Origin of the sequence: Pseudomonas syringae pv. cilantro, from assembly GCF_001293775.1 — a bacterium.
GTDB lineage: Bacteria > Pseudomonadota > Gammaproteobacteria > Pseudomonadales > Pseudomonadaceae > Aquipseudomonas > Aquipseudomonas syringae_P.
This window is the reverse complement of sequence record NZ_LGLN01000032.1, coordinates 163,344-180,815: the sequence shown is the minus strand read 5'-3', so window position 1 is coordinate 180,815 and position 17,472 is coordinate 163,344. Positions and strand designations below refer to the sequence as shown.

At 59.1% G+C, this 17,472-nt stretch carries 13 protein-coding genes, 1 tRNA gene and 1 pseudogene; 13 read left to right on the top strand and 2 right to left on the bottom strand.

Annotation, left to right across the window (positions count from 1 at the left end):
- The first annotated feature begins 143 nt into the window (after nucleotides 1-143).
- The 6 genes from ABJ99_RS06305 to ABJ99_RS06280 all read left to right on the top strand — a co-directional run bounded on the left by ABJ99_RS06305 (nucleotide 144) and on the right by ABJ99_RS06280 (nucleotide 6,921).
- Complete coding sequence (locus tag ABJ99_RS06305; protein ID WP_054085077.1) at nucleotides 144-2,660, top strand: TonB-dependent receptor; 2,517 nt, start codon at nucleotides 144-146, stop codon at nucleotides 2,658-2,660.
- A gap of 37 nt (nucleotides 2,661-2,697) precedes the next feature.
- Nucleotides 2,698-4,626 carry a phytase gene (locus ABJ99_RS06300; RefSeq protein WP_054085076.1) on the top strand — a complete coding sequence of 643 codons (1,929 nt, stop codon included), beginning with the start codon at nucleotides 2,698-2,700 and terminating at the stop codon, nucleotides 4,624-4,626.
- A 55-nt stretch (nucleotides 4,627-4,681) separates the two neighbouring features.
- Nucleotides 4,682-5,386 carry a protein TolQ gene (gene tolQ, locus ABJ99_RS06295; RefSeq protein ID WP_054085075.1) on the top strand — a complete coding sequence of 235 codons (705 nt, stop codon included), beginning with the start codon at nucleotides 4,682-4,684 and terminating at the stop codon, nucleotides 5,384-5,386.
- 9 nt (nucleotides 5,387-5,395) lie between these two features.
- Nucleotides 5,396-5,842, top strand: coding sequence for a protein TolR (gene tolR, locus ABJ99_RS06290; RefSeq protein WP_054085074.1), 447 nt, complete (start codon nucleotides 5,396-5,398; stop codon nucleotides 5,840-5,842).
- Nucleotides 5,839-6,714 (top strand): energy transducer TonB, encoded by an 876-nt coding sequence (locus ABJ99_RS06285; RefSeq protein ID WP_054085073.1) that lies wholly within the window; start codon nucleotides 5,839-5,841, stop codon nucleotides 6,712-6,714. Before tolR ends, ABJ99_RS06285 begins: the two co-directional genes overlap by 4 nt.
- Nucleotides 6,715-6,845: 131 nt before the next feature.
- A tRNA-Asn gene (locus tag ABJ99_RS06280) sits at nucleotides 6,846-6,921 on the top strand.
- A gap of 422 nt (nucleotides 6,922-7,343) precedes the next feature.
- Here ABJ99_RS06280 and mapR read toward each other — a convergent pair.
- On the bottom strand, nucleotides 7,344-8,753 hold the full coding sequence (gene mapR, locus ABJ99_RS06275; RefSeq protein ID WP_054085203.1) for a GntR family transcriptional regulator MpaR: 1,410 nt from the start codon (nucleotides 8,751-8,753) through the stop codon (nucleotides 7,344-7,346).
- 423 nt (nucleotides 8,754-9,176) lie between these two features.
- On the opposite strand from mapR, the gene ABJ99_RS06270 reads away from it, so the two are divergent.
- From ABJ99_RS06270 to ABJ99_RS06260, 3 genes are all read left to right on the top strand, one after another.
- Nucleotides 9,177-10,664, top strand: a complete 1,488-nt coding sequence (locus tag ABJ99_RS06270) for a SulP family inorganic anion transporter (RefSeq protein ID WP_054085072.1) — start codon at nucleotides 9,177-9,179, stop codon at nucleotides 10,662-10,664.
- Nucleotides 10,665-10,748: 84 nt separating this feature from the next.
- Nucleotides 10,749-11,990 carry a M20/M25/M40 family metallo-hydrolase gene (locus tag ABJ99_RS06265; RefSeq protein ID WP_054085071.1) on the top strand — a complete coding sequence of 414 codons (1,242 nt, stop codon included), beginning with the start codon at nucleotides 10,749-10,751 and terminating at the stop codon, nucleotides 11,988-11,990.
- 182 nt (nucleotides 11,991-12,172) lie between these two features.
- The gene (locus ABJ99_RS06260) at nucleotides 12,173-12,598 is read left to right on the top strand and encodes a VOC family protein (protein ID WP_054085070.1); all 426 of its coding nucleotides are present in this window, start codon (nucleotides 12,173-12,175) and stop codon (nucleotides 12,596-12,598) included.
- A 27-nt stretch (nucleotides 12,599-12,625) separates the two neighbouring features.
- Here the strand turns inward: ABJ99_RS06260 and ABJ99_RS06255 are convergent, their stop codons facing one another.
- Nucleotides 12,626-13,501: a LysR family transcriptional regulator gene (locus tag ABJ99_RS06255; protein WP_054085069.1), complete on the bottom strand. Its 876-nt coding sequence runs from the start codon at nucleotides 13,499-13,501 to the stop codon at nucleotides 12,626-12,628.
- 373 nt (nucleotides 13,502-13,874) lie between these two features.
- Here ABJ99_RS06255 and ABJ99_RS06250 point away from each other — a divergent pair, with 373 nt between their 5' ends.
- From ABJ99_RS06250 to ABJ99_RS06235, 4 genes and pseudogenes are all read left to right on the top strand, one after another.
- Entirely contained in the window at nucleotides 13,875-14,786 is a 912-nt protein-coding gene (locus ABJ99_RS06250) for a LysR family transcriptional regulator (protein WP_080378038.1), read from the top strand.
- A gap of 276 nt (nucleotides 14,787-15,062) precedes the next feature.
- Complete coding sequence (locus tag ABJ99_RS06245) at nucleotides 15,063-16,091, top strand: beta/alpha barrel domain-containing protein (protein ID WP_054085068.1); 1,029 nt, start codon at nucleotides 15,063-15,065, stop codon at nucleotides 16,089-16,091.
- Nucleotides 16,088-17,272, top strand: coding sequence for an isocitrate/isopropylmalate dehydrogenase family protein (locus tag ABJ99_RS06240; RefSeq protein ID WP_054085067.1), 1,185 nt, complete (start codon nucleotides 16,088-16,090; stop codon nucleotides 17,270-17,272). Before ABJ99_RS06245 ends, ABJ99_RS06240 begins: the two co-directional genes overlap by 4 nt.
- Nucleotides 17,256-17,453: pseudogene (locus ABJ99_RS06235) on the top strand (RraA family protein); the annotation flags it as partial. The gene ABJ99_RS06240 and the pseudogene ABJ99_RS06235, both read left to right, overlap by 17 nt.
- Nucleotides 17,454-17,472: the final 19 nt, after the last annotated feature.

Sequence of the window (17,472 nt, the reverse complement as noted above, 5' to 3'; positions counted from 1 at the left end):
TGCCTGTCTATCGCCCAGCCCGGCCCCTGTTTTCAGAACCCGGCCCCAAGGCCTGTCACAGAACCGTCATTGCGCGACTCTAGCTTGCGCCTCCAGTTGCCGGGTCATTTGCCTGGCTGGTCGGGATTCTGGGGAGGAGTCGTATGTACAGGCGTCGCAGCAGGGCTCAGCTGGTTGGTTTCACCCTCGGTTCACTGGCATTCGCCATCGCCAGCGAACGTTTGCAGGCGGCCGACGCCAGCGCCACCGAACACGTGCAAGTGGTCGGGCAGGCGGCGAGTATCGACAACGCGCTCAAGGAGCAGCGCAGTTCCGACAGCATCAAAAGCGTCGTACATGCCGACGGCGTGGCGCAGTTGCCGGACCAGAACGTTGCCGAAGCCGTACAGCGCCTGCCGGGTGTCAGTGTCGAGCGTGATCAGGGCGAAGGGCGCTTCGTCACCGTTCGTGGCCTGGCCCCCGACCTGAACAGCGTGACCATCAACGGCACGCTGGTGCCCGCCCCGGAAAGTGGTCGCCGCGCCGTGGCGCTGGATGTTCTGCCTGCCGAACTGGTGCAGTCCCTGTCAGTGATCAAAACCCTGACACCGGACATGGACGCCAACTCGCTGGGCGGCACCATCGATGTCGAGAGCCTGTCGGCCTTCGACCACAAAAGCCTGTTCTACACCAGCAGCAGCGAAGCCAGCTACGACAAGAACACCCGCCAGACCAGCCCCAAGTTTTCCGGCGCGGCAAGCAACCGTTTCAGCCTTGGCGACGGTATCGACAATTTCGGCGTGGCAGCCGCACTGAGCTGGCAAAAGCGCGACTTCGGCTCCGATAACGTCGAGACCGGCGGCGACTGGAACGGCTCGCGCCTGCAATCCTTCGAACAGCGCGATTACGACATCAGCCGCGAGCGCGCCGGTGGCGGTCTGAACTTCGATTACAAGCCCGATGACGTCAGCAACTATTACCTGCGCACCTTGTACAGCCGCTTCAAGGACGACGAAGTTCGCACCACCAACGGTTTCGAGTTTGCCGATGCCCAGCGCGCAGGCCAGACCGGCGATGCCGAGGGAACCCGCAAGCTCAAGGCGCGCACTGAAACCCAGGAAATCCAGTCCTACGTGTTCGGCGGCGAGCGCATGCTGGGTCTGTGGACCCTCAGTGGTCAGGCCGGTTACAGCAAGTCCAGCGAAGACAGCCCGGAGCACATCGCCGGGGCGACGTTCGTCGGCAATGATGATTTCAGCGACGCCGGATTTCACGACCGCGATAAGCCGCGGCCGATTATCGGCTCGTCGTTCTACGACAATTCGAACTTCACCCTCGACAAGGTCGACTGGGAAAAACAGTACACCAAGGACACCGAGAAGAACGTGCGCCTCGACCTGGCCCGCGATTATGACTTCAAAGGCTATGCCTCGCAGTTCAAGTTCGGCGGCAAGGTCAGTCGTCGCGACAAGAGCAATGATCTGGAAGTCTGGAAATACCAAGATTTCGACGACTTGGGTTTCAGTGACGAGCAACTGAACCTGACCCGTTTTCAGAAAGGCAACATCGACTATCGGTTGAGCCGATTCGGCAGCGGCATCAGCCCCGGCGCGATCAAGGGGCTGGTCGGCGGGCTGAACGCCGCCGACGCCTATGATCAGGCCGAGTCCAGCGCCAACGACTTCAAGATCAACGAAGACATCAACGCCGGATACTTCATGAACACCCTCGACGTCGATAGATGGCGCTTCATCGCCGGTTTGCGTTACGAGGGCACGGAAATGGACGCCAAAGGCACCGGCGTGCGCGACGGCGCATTCGAGTCCAGCGACACCCGTCGCCGCTATCACCACTGGCTGCCGGGCCTGCACGCCCGTTATCAGCTTGACAAGAGCACCCAGTTGCGCGCCGCGTGGACCAAAACCGTGGTGCGTCCGACCTTCGGGCAACTGGCGCCAGGCTTTGTCATCGACGATAACGAGGCCACGTTTGGCAACCCGAATCTGAAGCCGCTGGAGTCCAGCAACCTCGACCTGGGCATCGAGCACTTCATGGGCCGTGCGGGCACTGTGTCGGCGTTCGTGTTCTACAAGGACATTCAGAACTTTGTCTACAACACCGACCTGGCGGGCACCGGGCAATGGGCGAATTTCTCCGAAGCCAACACTTACGCCAATGGTGACAAGGCCAAGCTGTACGGGCTGGAACTGGCTTATTCGCAGAAACTCGACTGGTTGCCATCGCCCTGGAATGGCCTGCTGCTGGGCGCGAATGCCACCTTGAGCCGCTCGGATGCGAGCATCAACGGTTTCGACCAGAGCACCGGGACCAACCGCAAGCGCGATATCGATCTGCCCAGCCAGTCGAAAACGGTCGGCAACGTCATGCTCGGCTGGGAAAACGACAAGCTGAGCCTGCGTCTGTCGGCTAACTACAAGTCTGCCTACCTCTATGAGCTGGCGGCAATCGGCGACAAGGACCACGACCAGTACGTGGACGCGCAGACCTTCGTCGATTTCAGCGCGCGCTACTCGCTGACCAAGAGCCTCAAGGTCAGCTTCGAGGCGCAGAACCTCACCGATCAGCCGTATTTCGTCTATAGCGGCCATCGCGCCTACAACGGCCAGTACGAGGAGTACGGCCCGACCTACAAAGTCGGCCTCACTTTCACCCATTTCTGACTGACCTGACGCGCCCATTCAAAGGATTACACCGTTCATGATGATTTCGTTATCACCCAAACCGGCCTGTCTGATGATGTTGCTGAGTTTCGCCGCCGGGGTTGTGCAGGCTTCGCCGCCAGCCGATCTGAACCTGACGCGCTGGGCCGAAAACACATCGTTCAAGGCACAGTCCGTGGCCTTCCTGCCAGGCAGTGACGGTGCTCGTCGTCTGGCCGCCAGCGTCAAGGCCGGGCTGTTGCTTTTGGACGATCAGGGCCGCGAGCTGGCGCACATGCCGGGTTCCTTTCAAGGGCTCGACAGCCGTCTGACAGGCTCCAGCGTGCTGGTTGCGGCGCTCGACAACAGCCGTCAGCAGGCCATGCTGACTCAGCTCGATTCAGCAAAAACGCAGTGGTCCCAACCGGTTTATCTGCCCGCCCGCGATTATTCGGTGGCCGGCCTGTGTCTGTACCGCGATGACGCCAGCAACCTGTTCGTGTTTCTGGTGGGCGAGGAGGGCAAGGGCGAGCAGTGGCTGGTGGGCGGGGGTGATCGGCTCAATCACACGCCACGGCTGGTGCGCAATCTGCCGTTACCGCCGAATGCCGAGTTCTGCCAGGTCGACGACGCTGCGCACCGCTTGTTTGTCAACGAAGAAAACATCGGCTGGTGGGCCTATCCGGCGCATCCGGAAGCCGATGTCACCCGCCAGCCGGTGGCCCTGCGCGAGCCGTTCGGCGAGCTGAAACAGGCAGCGGGGGCCATGGCGGTGGTTCCGGGTGGGCTATTGGCGCTGGACCCGAAGGGCAAGTCCTTGCACCTTTATCAGCAGCAGGGCCTGCAACAAGGCTGGACCCCGGTGGCCGATCTGTCGCTGATGAACCTGAAAAAGCCCGAAGGCCTGTCTGCACGCGAAGACAAGACCGGTTTGCAGCTGCTGGTCAATGACAACGACGGCGAGCGGCTGTATCAGGGCGCATTGAGCTGGACGCCACAACCGGTGGCCGTTGCGGCGCCTTTGCCCAGTGTCATGCCGATCAGTCAGAGCCAGCCCGTCGGGCGTCAGGGCGATGCCGCCGACGATCCGGCGATCTGGGTCAACCCGCAAAACCCGGCGCTCAGCCGGGTGCTCGGCACCAACAAGAAACAGGGGCTGCTGGCTTATGACCTGAGCGGCAAGCAGTTGCAGGAACTGCCGGTCGGACGCTTGAACAACGTCGACATACGCCCCGGCTTCATGCTCGGCAAAAAGCAGGTCGATCTGGCGGTGGCCAGCAATCGTGATCGCAACAGCCTGAGTCTGTTCAGCATTGACCGTACCAGTGGCATGGTCCGCGAAGTTGGCGAGATCCCCACGCCACTGGCAGAAATCTACGGTGTCTGCCTGTTCAAACCGGCCAGTGGCGAGCTGTATGCCTTCGCCAACGGCAAGGACGGCAGCTTTCTGCAATACCGGCTCAGCGCAGCGGATGGCAAGGCGCGGGGCGAGCTGGTGCGGCGCTTCAAGGTCGAGACCCAGCCCGAAGGCTGTGTGGCCGACGACCAGCGTCAGCGCCTGTTTCTCGGTGAAGAGGACGTCGGCGTGTGGGAAGTCGATGCGCGTGCCGACCAGCCTGCAACGCTGTCCAGCGTGATCAAGGTCGGCGACGCAGTGCATGCCGACGTCGAGGGGCTGGCGCTGTATCAGAGCGACAGCCACGACTATCTGGTGATCTCCAGCCAAGGCAACGACAGCTACGTGGTGGTTGATGCCGAGCCTCCTTACGCGCTGCGCGGTGCGTTTCGGGTCGGCCTGAATGCCGGCGCAGGGATTGACGGCACCTCGGAAACCGACGGCATCGAATTGACTTCCATGAACCTCGGCGGCCCGTGGAGCAGGGGCATGCTGGTGGTTCAGGACGGCCGCAAGCGCATGCCCGAACAGGCGCAGAACTTCAAGTTCGTGCCGTGGGCCGAGGTGATGAAGACCCTCGCGCTGCCATGAGTCGTTTGTCATCAAGCGATGCTAATCATTCGTTCCACTACAGAGGATTACCACGATGCACGCTACCCTCGAACACATGACCGTCTGGGGCCTGATCAGTGATGCCAGCCTGCTGGTCAAGGCCGTTATGCTGATTTTGCTGCTCGCCTCGCTGGTCAGCTGGTTTCTGATCATCCAGCGCAGCCTGGCCCTGCGCCAATACGAGCGCTCGCTGGATGCCTTTCAGCAGCGTTTTCGCAGCGAAACCGAACTGGCGCCGCTGTATTCGCGTTCGGCCCAAGAGGCTGCCGACGGGATCGGTCAGGTCTTCACCGCCGGGTACGCCGAATACGTGCAGCTCAAACAGCGTCCGGGCATCGAGCCTGATACGGTGCTGTCAGGCGTCGAGCGCGCATTGCAGGTTGCCATCAGCGAGCAGGAATTGCAGCTGGAAAAAGGTCTGCAATTTCTCGCGACGGTCGGCTCGGTCAGCCCCTATATCGGCCTGTTCGGCACCGTCTGGGGGATCATGAATTCCTTCATCGGCCTGTCACAGGTGCAGCAGGCCACGCTGTCGACGGTCGCGCCGGGCATTGCCGAAGCCCTGATCGCCACCGCCATCGGCCTGTTTGCCGCCATTCCGGCGGTCATTGCCTACAACCGCTTCGCTGCGCGCGGCCAGACCCTGACGGCGCGCTATTACACCTTTGGCAACGAATTGCAGGTGCGCCTGAACCGCACCCTGCAAGGCCTGACACGCAACATGGCCACTGCGGCCTGAGGACTTGCCATGCTGGTCAAACCGCAACGTAAACACGGCCCGAAAGCCGAAATGAACGTCGTGCCGTATATCGACGTGATGCTGGTGCTGTTGGTGATTTTCATGGTTACTGCGCCGATGCTGACGCAGGGCGTGAAGCTCGACCTGCCGAAGATCGCCAGCCAGGCCCTCGCCAGTGATACCCGGCAGCGCATCGTGACGCTATCGGTCAAGGCGCAAGGCGGTTACTACTGGAATCTGGGCGACACCGTCGACACGCAGTCGCAGACCGATCAGGCTGCCAGCCTGGAAGACATGCAAGGGCGCATTGCGCAACTGGTGGCCGAACGTCAGGACACGCAAGTGTTCATTCGTGCCGATGACAAATCTGATTATGGCCGCGTGGTCGCCGCCATGGCCGCGCTGCAGCGCAGTGGCGTGACGCAACTGGGGCTGGTGACCGAGGCGCCACAATGAACAGCCTGGCCCCGAGCTATGACCCGCCTCGCGGCGACCTGTTGAACTGGCCCTGGCTTCGCAGCAATGGCCTGGCGGCAGCTGTCGCGCTGGCACTGCACGCTGCGCTGATCGGCGGATTGATGCTTGGCTGGAGCGCACGTGAAAAACCGCCCGAGCCACCGCGAACGCTGACCACTCAGCTACTGATACTGCCGCCAGCGCCAGCGCCAGCGCCGGCACCCGTGCCTGCCGCCCCGGCGGCGGTCATCGAGCCTGTTCAGACTCCGTCGCCTGTTTCTGCGCCAGCAGATGTGCCAGCGCCGCAGCCGGTTGCCAAACCGGTCGATACCGTAAAGCCACAGGCCGAACCGCAACGTCAGCTGGAGCAGGCTGCCTTGGCGCGCAAGCGTGTGGACGAGCAGAAGCATGAACGTGAGCTTGAACAGCGTCAAAATGCGCAACGGATGCTTGAAGCGCAACAGCAGCAACGTCAGGCCGAGCAGCAACGTGAACAGCTTCAGGCCGAACAGCGACGTCAGGCCGAACAGGCGCGTCAGTCCGTCGAGCGCGTCCGCCAAGCACAAGCTGCGCAGCCGGCACAACAGCAGGTCGCGGCCGACAGCATTCAATATCAGCCATTGAGCAAAGAGGCGCCGGACTATCCCGAGCGGGCACTGGATAAAGGCATCGAGGGTGATTGCACGGTGGTGTACGACGTGTCGCCGCAGGGCACGGTGGTCAACCCGCAGGTGCAAGGCGGTTGCCATCCGCTGTTCATGCGCCCGTCGCTGACGGCGGCGCAAACTTTTCGCTATCAGCCGAAGATTGTCGAGGGCAGGGCGGTCACCGTTTCAGGGGTGAAAAATACGTTTCATTACCGGATCAAGTAGAGCCGATGCGGGATGCGGCGAGCACGAAAATCTGTGTGTTGGTCGGGCCTGACCTGGCAGCAGTCTGAAACCGCAAGATTTTTTCTGCCCTTACTTGACTTCCTTTTCCGAATCAGTAACATAGCGCTCATTCCGCGATAGCTCAGTTGGTAGAGCAAGTGACTGTTAATCACTGGGTCCCTGGTTCGAGTCCAGGTCGTGGAGCCAGACTATATTTCAGGAGCAATATTCAAAGCTTCTGAAACTGAAAACCCGCCTTTTGGCGGGTTTTTTCGTTCTGGCTGGCCATCGGCCTTTTCTGGCTGAAGAGCGAGGCGACAGTCGCCGTTTATCAAAGCGTGGCGCCGGTATGATCAGCCAGCCAACTCTGACCCTCAATACGGCGAAATAGTCCCCAGCAAGCCCACCGCAATCGCCAACAATAAAAAACCGATCAATGAAAGTCCGAGCTTGCCCATGAGCATCTCCTGCAGGTCCGCCATGCCGCACGCCGCAAGTGCCAGGTATTGGCGGTCGGCATGCGCGTTTGAATACGTCGCTATTATCCTGTGCAGGCAGGTTCTGGTACAGATTCAGAAACAGCCTGAAAATACGGATCAGTTATCGCAAAGCGGTCTGTCCGAAAGACTTCAAAACGAGGCAATGATGCGCCCGAGCAGCGCCATGGCCTGTTCGCTGCGCTCATCCCATGGCGTGCCGTAGTTCAGCCGTGCGCAGTTCTTGAAGCGTTGCGCTGCGGAAAAGATCGGGCCGGGTGCCAGACTGATGCCTTGTGCCAGCGCGAGGCGAAAGAGCTGCAGGGAATCCACCTGCTCTGGGAACTCGAACCACAGAAAGTAGCCGCCGACGGGTTTTGTGACGCGAGTACCGGTCGGGAAGTAGCGCGCGGCAGCGGCGAGCATCGCACCTTGTTGAAGTTCGAGGGTGTCGCGCAGCTTGCGCAGGTGCCGGTCATAGCCGCCGTGCTTGAGGTAATCGGCGATGGCGGCCTGGGCGGGGACCGAGGGCGATATCGTGGTCATGAGTTTCAGGCGATCGATCTGCTCGGTATAGCGTCCTCCGGCCACCCAACCGACCCTGTACCCGGGCGCCAGGGTCTTGGAGAATGAGCTGCAATGCATCACCAGTCCGCTGCGATCCAGGCTTTTGATCGGGTGCGGCACCTTGGCTCCGAAGTACAGCTCGGCATAGACGTCGTCCTCGATCAGCGGTATCTGCCGCTGTTCCAGCAGATCGTACAGCCTGACTTTTTTCTCCTGACTCATGCTCGCACCCAGCGGGTTCTGAAAGCTGCTCATGAACCAGCAGGCTTTTATGGGCAAACGGCTCAGGCTGTCTTGCAACGAGTCCAGGTCCACGCCATCACGTGGATGAACGGGGATCTCGACGGCCTTGAGCTTGAGTCGCTCCAGCACTTGCAGGCAGGCATAGAACGCGGGCGCCTCGATGGCGACCAGGTCGCCGGGCTCGGTGACGCATTGCAGGCACAGGTTCAGCGCTTCCATGGCGCCATTGGTGATCACCAGTTCGTCGGCAGGCAGGCGCACGCCGCCGATCAAGTAGCGCAAGGCGATCTGTCGGCGCAGTTCGGGATTGCCGGAGGTCATGTCAGCGACGATGCCTATCGGTGTCATTGCCCGAACAGCGCAGGCCATCGATTTTGCCAGACGCGGCAGCGGATACAGATGCGGGCTGGGAAACGCAGAACCGAAGGGCACCGTATCCGGATCCTTGAGCGACCCAAGCACCGAAAAGATCAGATCACTGACCCCCAATTCGGTGCCTTCACTGCTGTGCCTGACCAGCTCAGGTTCGGTCAGCGCGTTGGCAACATGCTCCCGAACGTAATAACCCGAGCGCGCGCGAGCCTGAATCAAGCCCTTGTCTTCCAACAAGTAATACGCCTTGAACACGGTAGCGGGACTGACCGACCAGGTGCGACTGGCGACCCGCACTGAAGGGACTTTTGCGCCAGCAGGCAGAACACCGCTGCGAATCATTTCCGAGATGTCGGCAGCGAATCTTTCGTAGCGTTTCATGGGCAGCATCGTGTGGACAGTCCGCGCATCATGCGCGAAAGCGGATTTCTCGAACAGCTTCAATCTGCGCGCAAAAAAGCGGATCAGACGGCGGGTGACGTTTTTTACAGGGATAAAACCATTCGTCCGTGCAGGTGACTGACGGGCGCTTACGGCTTGAACCCCTCAAACGGATAGGTCTATCATGCCCGCGTCCTTCGACTCATCAAAGGAAACACACTTGTCTCGTTCCAGCTGGCTGCCTACGCCGCCTTAGCGCTACGCCCCCTCGCCACACCCTGACCGCCATTGGCTGCGGTCGCCCGTTGCTGTGCCCGCTTTGCGGTTGCGGCCACCTCCGTCACTCCTCAATCGAAAACTGATGCGCTTGTTCGTCCTGCACTCGTTGCTGTGCGTACGGCTGTGTCTGTCACAGGTATTTCTATGCTTGAAAAAATCAAAGCTGCGTGGTTTTCCAACGTCCGTGCCGATGTTCTTGCCGGACTGGTTGTTGCCCTGGCCCTGATTCCAGAGGCTATCGCATTCTCGATCATCACCGGCGTAGACCCGAAAGTCGGGCTGTATGCGTCGTTCTGTATCTGTGTGGTCATCGCGTTCGTGGGCGGTCGCCCGGCGATGATTTCTGCTGCCACAGGTGCGATGGCGCTGCTGATGGTCAATCTGGTGAAGGAGCACGGTCTTCAATATTTGCTGGCGGCCACATTGCTGTGCGGTGTATTGCAGATCATTGCGGGGTACTGGCGGCTGGGTGAGTTGATGCGCTTTGTGTCGCGCTCGGTCGTTACCGGTTTTGTGAATGCATTGGCGATCCTGATTTTCATGGCGCAACTGCCGGAGCTCACTCACGTCAGCTGGCCGGTCTACGCGATGACCGCCGCTGGTCTGGCGATCATCTACCTGTTTCCCCGCGTACCGATTCTGGGAAAACTGCTGCCTTCGCCGCTGCTGTGCATTCTGCTGCTCACGGCGATTTCCATCTACATGGGCCTCCATGTGCGAACGGTGGGCGACATGGGTGCGATGCCTGACAGCCTGCCGACCTTAATGTGGCCGGACGTCCCGCTGAGCCTCGATACGCTGCTGATCATCCTGCCGTATTCTGCTGCGCTGGCGGTCGTGGGCTTGCTTGAGTCGATGATGACCGCAACCATCGTCGATGACCTGACCGACACTGCCAGCAACCGAAATCGGGAGTGCAAGGGGCAGGGCATCGCCAACATTGCCAGTGGTTTTATCGGTGGCATGGCGGGCTGCGCCATGATCGGTCAGTCGATGATCAACGTGAAATCCGGTGGCAGAACCCGGCTTTCTACCCTGAGCGCGGGCATCCTGCTGCTGATCATGATGGTGTTTCTCGGCGACTGGCTGGCGCGCATTCCCATGGCCGCGTTGGTGGCGGTGATGATCATGGTGTCGATCAGCACCTTCAGCTGGGGATCGATCCGCAACCTCAAAGAATATCCGCTCTCGACCAATATCGTGATGGTTGTCACCGTGGTGGTCGTGGTGGCAACCCATAACCTTGCCTATGGCGTACTGGTCGGATCTTTACTGGCAGCCATGTTTTTTGCCAGCAAAATCGCCCATTACCTGGACGTCACCTCGCACCGTGATCCCTTCCACAGCCATCGCACTTATTACGTGACCGGCCAAGTGTTCTTCGCCTCCGCTGATCGCTTCATGGCGTCCTTCGACCTGCGGGAAAACGTTGAAACACTAGCCATCGATCTGCGCGAGGCGCATTTCTGGGATATCACGGCGGTTGCCGCGCTGGACAAGGTGGTATTGAAGCTGAGAAAGGCGGGCGTCAGTGTGGACGTGGTCGGCATGAACCGCGCCACGGCCACATTGGTGGACAGGTTTGGCGTCCATGACAAACCGGATGGCATTGATTCGTTGCTGAAGCATTGAGCGGCGTGCGCTCATGGCAGCCCGCGCGCTTGTAAGGTATGTTCCTGAAAATCGACGTTAATCAGACACAAGGAAGGAACAACCATGCGCTCATTTTCCCGCACGCCCTTTGCCGCTCATCTGGGCCTGGCGCTGGCGCTGACTGCATTAACGCCAATGGCCATGGCCGAACCGCACAAGGCCATTCAGGCCGATGCCGAGCGATACCAGGACGACGCCCTGAAACTGCTGGAGCGTCTGGTGAACATCGATTCGGGTTCCGGCTACGTGCCGGGCCTGACCAAGATCAGCGACATCGCCATCGACGAGCTGAAAAAGCTCGGTGCAACCATCGAACAGGTGCCGAATACGCCTGAAGCCAGCAATCATGTCATCGCCACCCTGAAAGGCACCGGCAAGGCGAAGATTCTGTTGATGGCGCACATGGACACCGTGTTCAAAGAGGGGACGGCGGCAGAGCGGCCGTTTCACATCAAGGACGGCCGTGCCTACGGGCCCGGCGTGATGGACGACAAAGGCGGTATTGTTGCTGCGATCTACGCGCTGAAGGTGTTGCACAACCTGAAATTCACCGACTACGCGCAGATCACCGTATTGCTCGACGCCAGTGAAGAAACCGGCTCGGTGGTCGCTACCGAGCTGATCAAGAAGACCGCCAAAGAGCATGACGTCACGCTGAACCTGGAGCCAGGTCGTCCGGCTGACGGGCTGGTGGTATGGCGCAAGGGCTCGGCAACGGCGCTGGTCGAAGTGAAGGGCAAGGCATCCCACGCGGGCGTTGCTCCGGAACTGGGTCGCAACGCGGCCACCGAGGTGGCGCATCAGATCCTGCAGCTTGGCAAGCTGGGTGATGAAGAGAAGAAAACCACCATCAATTTCACGGTGCTCAAGGCCGGTGATCGCACCAATGTGATTCCGGATCAGGCCAGTGCCAAGGCCGATGTCAGAGCAGCAGTGCCAGAGGAGTTCGACCGGATCGAGCAGGATCTTGCCAAGGTATCGTCCAACAGACTGGTGCCCGATACCGAGGTCAAGACCAGCCTGGTACGCGGCCTGCCGCCGATGCCACAGACGCCCAAATCTGATGCGCTGGTTGCCATGGCGCAGGGCATCTACGGCGAACTGGGCCGCACACTGACCATTGAAGGCAGCGGCGGGGCGGCTGACTCGAGCCTGTCTGCCAGTGTCGGTACGCCAACGCTGGATGGTTTCGGTATTGTCGGCGGCAACATCCACACACCGGAAGAGTATGCCGAAGTGGGCAGCGTGGCGCCGAGAATCTACCTGCTGTCGCGGATGATCATGAAGCTTTCAGGGCAGCCGTAACAGGCAGGTGCTGAACGGCTGGCATCGATGGAAGCACAAATATTATTTGTGCTTCCCGACAAAACATGTTGATTTTGTTTTATTCAGACCGGCTCTAGGATAGGCCCTACCTTCAAATGGATCGTTGAATCGCGCGGGCCGCCGTTCGACATCTGATTCTGCACATCGCCTCCGGAGTTCTGATGAGTCTTTCTCCTTTCCACCTGGCAATCCCTGTTTATGACCTGATCGCCACCCGGGCTTTTTACGGCGAAGTGCTTGGACTTGCCGAAGGGCGTTCCAGCGAGCAGTGGGTCGATTTCGACTTCTACGGCCATCAACTGGTTATTCACGAACATCCCAAAACAGCGTCCCAGGAGAGCGTTCACAGCAACCCGGTGGACGGGCACGACGTGCCGGTCCCGCATTTCGGCATCATTCTGGAGTGGGCGCAATGGGAAGCACTGGCCGAGCGTTTGAAGTCGTTTGGCATTGAGTTCGTGATCGAACCCTATATTCGTTTCAAGGGCCAGGTCGGCGAACAGGCCACCATGTTCCTGTTCGATCCCTGTGGCAACGCGCTGGAATTCAAGGCGTTCAAGGACATGAGCCAGCTGTTCGCCAAATAGTCCCTAATGCAGCAGTGGCCTTGCCTGTCACTGCACGTCCTGGACCTGCTCGCTCAACAGCTGCGCGAGCGTCCTCACCGGCTCGGAAAGGCTGCGCTTAGCGCGGTGCACCAGGCCTATATCGCGATGAAACGTGTGCTGGCCGAGGTCGATGGCCCGCACAGTCGGCGGCCACGCCTGAAGGGTCGCCGTTTCCGGCACCAGTGCCACGCCGACGCCGTTGGCAACCAGTTTGACGATGGCATCCAGTTCATCGAGTTCGCACACTTCACGTAACGCAACGTGCGTCTGGCGCAGAAAGCGGTCGACTTGCCGCCCTCCGAAGGATGATCGGTCGTAGCGTATGAAGGGCTGGCTGGAGATCAGCTCTGACCAGTCCTGCCCTTGCACATCGACCGGTACGATGAGGCGATAGGGCTCTCGCGTCAGGGTGGTCCAGCGCAGATCGCTTTGCAGCGAAAAGGGCGGACGAATGATCGCCGCCATGTCCAGCTCGCCCGCGTCCACCTGATTGACCAGTTCCATTGACAGGCCCGGCACAATGCGCGCCCGGCATTGCGGAAACTGGCGATGAAAGTGTGCCAGCGCATCGGGCAGGAAAGAGCGCTGCACGGAAGCGATGGCGCCAATGGTCACCAACACATTGGGGGGAAGCCCGACTGCCGCGCTGCCCAGATTGCCGTAGAGGCGCACCAGTTCCTGACCTTGCAGCAAAACCTGCTGACCCATCCGGTTCAACTGCGCGGAGCGGCCATTGCGGTCGAACAATTCGACGCCCAATTCCGCTTCCAGACGCTGCATCTGCGCGCTAACGGCGGCCTGGGTCAGGCCGATACGGTCTCCGGCTGCGGCGAATGTGCCTTCTCGGGCGACGGCAATAAGAGTTTTCAGTTCTTTGATCATTGGCAAATATTAGTTGTGTTTCGGGTCGGGAGATACTTGTTTTTTTGATGGTCGACCTGAGCAGGCGACATCGCCTCAAGGCGATGTCAGCAGCCAGGTGAACCTGAAAAACACTCCAGGGGCTGTTCCCGTTTCATCGCGGCCACGATGAAACGGGAACAGACCCTAGACACTTTAGTCTTGGAATATCCGACGTCATCTCCGCAATCCCTCTTGAAGCAGCGCCTAAACTACCCAACGCTACCCGTTACGCCATCGGGCCCAGAGGAAGTGATCAGCCGTATTCCGACCGATTCGTACATCGGATCACCATCAGTTTAGTAACGCCAACGACGGTAATTAACCGTGCTGATCGTATAAGGATATTGACCGAATGAGATTGACTCCATTGGATGGACCTGTTTCCGGTGACCTTATAGATAATTTAAAAAATCCGCGGATTTGTTTTGATTGGGAGGATCTGCATTACTTTGTGACGTTTTCTGCGATCAAGTCGTTGAGCGGTGCTGCCCGCGTGCTGGGTGTGGAGCACGCCACGGTGTCGCGTCGTATCGCGTCGCTGGAGAGGTCTCTTAACGTGAAACTGGTCGATCGCCGCAAGCGGTTGTATGAGCTGACGGATGAGGGGCGGCGTCTTGTGGCGATTGGCCGACAGATCGAGGAGCAGGCCGAAGCGGTCTGCAGGCTTGCGATTGCTGCTCAGGTTGTCCAGGCCGCGGAGGTTACCATCAGTGCGCCGCCTTCGGTGGCAGTCGAAAAGCTGGTGCCGCAACTGGGCGCTTTTCGCGCCATGCACCCGGGTATCGTCTTGCGCTTGTTGGGTGACAATCAGTATTCATCGTTGTCTTCCTGCCAGTCAGACTTGTGTATTCGTTTCTCCAGACCGGTCGAGAGCGGTATTGTCGCCCGACGCATTGGCACGGCGTCGTTTTCATTTTACTGCGCGCATTTTTACCTGGAACAGCGGCGCCCTGAACAGTATGAGTTCATTGCCTACGATAATGAGTTGATGAGTCCCGCCCAGAATGGCTGGCTGAAGAACGTGGTCGGTGAACGCCCGTTTGTTCTCGAGGCGAAAACCGTGGAGTTGCAGATTCGTGCAGCCGAGGCCGGTGTGGGTATTGCTTTACTTCCCAGTTATGCGGTCGGGGATAACTCGCGTCTTTGCCGTGTGGAGTTGTCAGCGCCTTTGGACGTTGATGTGTGGCTGGGGGTTCACGAAGACTTGCGGGCAGTTCCGTCTATTCAAGCGGCCATGAATTATGTAGAAAGTTGTTATCAGTAGTGCGCTGACGCAAGTCCGTGATTTTGCATGTAAATTGGACTTGCGGTGAAAAAATTCCCGGTTACTGATTAATTATCGTCAATTTACAGCTCAACTTTTTTTGATGAAGATCACTACCGAGTTCAGGAACTAATGACTCGCAAATCCGAGACGTTCAGAGGTCGACTCGGCACTGTTTGGTAGGTGGTGCGCTGTTGAACAATTATAAAAAAAGACGCAGTGGCAACGATCATCTCAAGCACCCTGGTTACATCATAAGGAACGCCGGAGATTCTCATGGCCAACGTAAAGATTCTCGACGTCACCTTGCGTGACGGTGGATATCGAAACAACTTTGACTTCACGGAAGATCAGGCCCGGGTCATTACCACAGGTTTGGCCGATGCGGGTGTCGATTTGTGTGAAATAGGTTATTGCAAAGGCTCATTCTCTCCCAGGAACGAACATGGGCTGACCAGCAACGTCGATGCACACTTCATTGAAAAAATAGTCCAGGCAGCCGCTGGACGTATTGAACTGGCGGTCATGGTTCACCCTCGCAATATCACCGTCGACGACTTCGCCATGCTCAAGGAGCAGGGTATTTCGATAATTCGGGTCTGTCTGCGCCGCGATCAACTGGACGAGGGCCTTGCGACGTTGTCGCTGGCGCGTGATCACGGTTTCAGTGTCAGTGCCAATGTCACGCACGTGACATCGCAGACACCGGGATCAGTACTCGATACGGCCGTTCGGGCGGAGGGTGCCGGCGCAGATATCATTTGCTGCGCGGACTCCAATGGCCATATGTTGCCCACCGAAGTGCATCGTCTGTTCAGTCGTCTTGCCAGTCGGTTGATGGTGCCACTGGGGTTTCATGCCCATAACAACCTCTCGCTGGCGCTGGCGAATGCCTCGGCAGCCATCGAAGCCGGTGCTGAATACATCGATACGTCCATATGCGGTATGGGCAAAGGCGCGGGCAATCTGCACTTGAGCATGCTCGTGGCTTATCTGGAACGCGTCGGCATCAGTCATGGCTACGACCTGGTGAACATTATCGAACTGTCAGAGGCTACTGCCCGTTCGATACCGCAGAACAATATGCCCAGCCCGCTGATGGATATCATCCTCGGTACTTACAACTTTCCTTTCGATGTCAGTCAACGCATGCGGGAAACCATCGAACGGTTTCAGTTGACCTCCGAGTACCGTGCGGTCGAGGTCATGCACCAACAGGATCAGGTCGCGCGCCTTGCCCCGCGAGCTCTGTTGTCGGGCGTCATCAATGGCTTGCCCAGAGCGGCGCGCGGGGTGTCGCTATGAACCTGCAACGCAAGCGTATCTGCGTTCTGCCCGGCGACGGGATTGGTATTGAAGTCATGGAGGCTGCGCTGCCAGTTATCGCCGCCTTGAATCTGCCCTTTGACCTGATACCCGCCGATATCGGCTGGGAATGCTGGAAACGGGAGGGTGAAACGGTTCCTGCGTACACGTGGGAAGTGATGGCCAGTTGCGACGCCACCTTGCTGGGCGCGATCACCAGCAAGCCGCTGGCAGAGGCCGAGGCCGAGTTGCCAGCGGAACTTCAAGGTCACCAGCGTCGTTATGTAAGCCCGGTCATTCAACTTCGGCAGAACCTTGATCTGTACGCCAATGTTCGACCCGTGACGGACATGACGGCCGAAAACCGCTTTCGCTTTGTCGTTATCCGGGAAAACACCGAGGGACTTTATGCGGGGCTGGACTTTGGCCGCATTCCTGATGCGCTCCTGCCCCTGCTCGAAGAACGGGAGGCCCTCGGCGCGCCGTGGCACAGGGAAGGCCAGGACGATGCGACCGTTACTTTGCGCTTGCAAACGCGCAGCGGACTGACACGTATTTTTGAATACGCGTTCGACTATGCCCGCAAGAATAACTTCTCTTGTGTGACCTTCGTCGATAAGCCAATGGTCCTCAGACACAGCAGCGCCTATGCACGCGCTATCTTCGAAGGCATTGCGCAGAAGTATCCGGAGATAGTGGGCGCTATCGAGAATGTCGACGCTGTCGCTTTATGGATGGTGCAGCGTCCCGAGCGCTTCGGGGTGATTGTTGCCGAGAACATGTTCGGCGACATCCTTTCTGATCTTGGCGCTGGCGTCATGGGCGGCCTCGGTTTTGCGCCAAGTGGCAACTTCGGTAATTCAGGCGCTTATTTCGAACCGGTGCATGGCAGTGCGCCTGCGCATGCCGGACTGAATAAAGCCAACCCCAGTGCCATGTTCATGGCTATTGCGCTGATGCTCGAGCATTTGGGCTATTCGCAACAGGCCAACTGTATTACCGATGCGGTCAGTGCTGTGTCGCGCTCGGCGGTGCGAACTTATGACATGGGCGGCTCGCACAGTACCCGGCAAGTGGGTGAAGCCATTATCCATCAGTGCGTCGAGTTACAAGCCGCCTCTTGCGGACCTCAAGCCGGGCAGACTTCGGCCCAGGGAGAACGTCATGTCAGCGTTCTCTGAATCCGTCTCTATCTCGCAAGCGCTGTTGAATGAGTGTGAAGACCTTGATACCGCATCGCTGTCAGACGCGCTGGACAGCCTGGGTATCAACGGCGGGCTGGCGGGTATTGCCTCGCAAGTGCCCGGCACCCGGTGTGTCGGCATTGCATTTACTGTGCAGTACGAGCCGGTCGATACGTCGTAAGCGCCTCATGAACCCC

Excerpts from the sequence above, each read along its gene's own strand:
- ABJ99_RS06250 (WP_080378038.1), top strand. The coding sequence starts at position 13,875 with ATGAGATTGACTCCATTGGATGGACCTGTTTCCGGTGACCTTATAGAT.
- ABJ99_RS06260 (WP_054085070.1), top strand. The coding sequence starts at position 12,173 with ATGAGTCTTTCTCCTTTCCACCTGGCAATCCCTGTTTATGACCTGATC.
- ABJ99_RS06300 (WP_054085076.1), top strand. The coding sequence starts at position 2,698 with ATGATGATTTCGTTATCACCCAAACCGGCCTGTCTGATGATGTTGCTG.
- ABJ99_RS06255 (WP_054085069.1), bottom strand. The coding sequence starts at position 13,501 with ATGATCAAAGAACTGAAAACTCTTATTGCCGTCGCCCGAGAAGGCACA.
- ABJ99_RS06285 (WP_054085073.1), top strand. The coding sequence starts at position 5,839 with ATGAACAGCCTGGCCCCGAGCTATGACCCGCCTCGCGGCGACCTGTTG.
- tolQ (WP_054085075.1), top strand. The coding sequence starts at position 4,682 with ATGCACGCTACCCTCGAACACATGACCGTCTGGGGCCTGATCAGTGAT.
- tolR (WP_054085074.1), top strand. The coding sequence starts at position 5,396 with ATGCTGGTCAAACCGCAACGTAAACACGGCCCGAAAGCCGAAATGAAC.
- mapR (WP_054085203.1), bottom strand. The coding sequence starts at position 8,753 with ATGAAACGCTACGAAAGATTCGCTGCCGACATCTCGGAAATGATTCGC.
- ABJ99_RS06305 (WP_054085077.1), top strand. The coding sequence starts at position 144 with ATGTACAGGCGTCGCAGCAGGGCTCAGCTGGTTGGTTTCACCCTCGGT.
- ABJ99_RS06245 (WP_054085068.1), top strand. The coding sequence starts at position 15,063 with ATGGCCAACGTAAAGATTCTCGACGTCACCTTGCGTGACGGTGGATAT.
- ABJ99_RS06270 (WP_054085072.1), top strand. The coding sequence starts at position 9,177 with ATGCTTGAAAAAATCAAAGCTGCGTGGTTTTCCAACGTCCGTGCCGAT.
- ABJ99_RS06265 (WP_054085071.1), top strand. The coding sequence starts at position 10,749 with ATGCGCTCATTTTCCCGCACGCCCTTTGCCGCTCATCTGGGCCTGGCG.
- ABJ99_RS06240 (WP_054085067.1), top strand. The coding sequence starts at position 16,088 with ATGAACCTGCAACGCAAGCGTATCTGCGTTCTGCCCGGCGACGGGATT.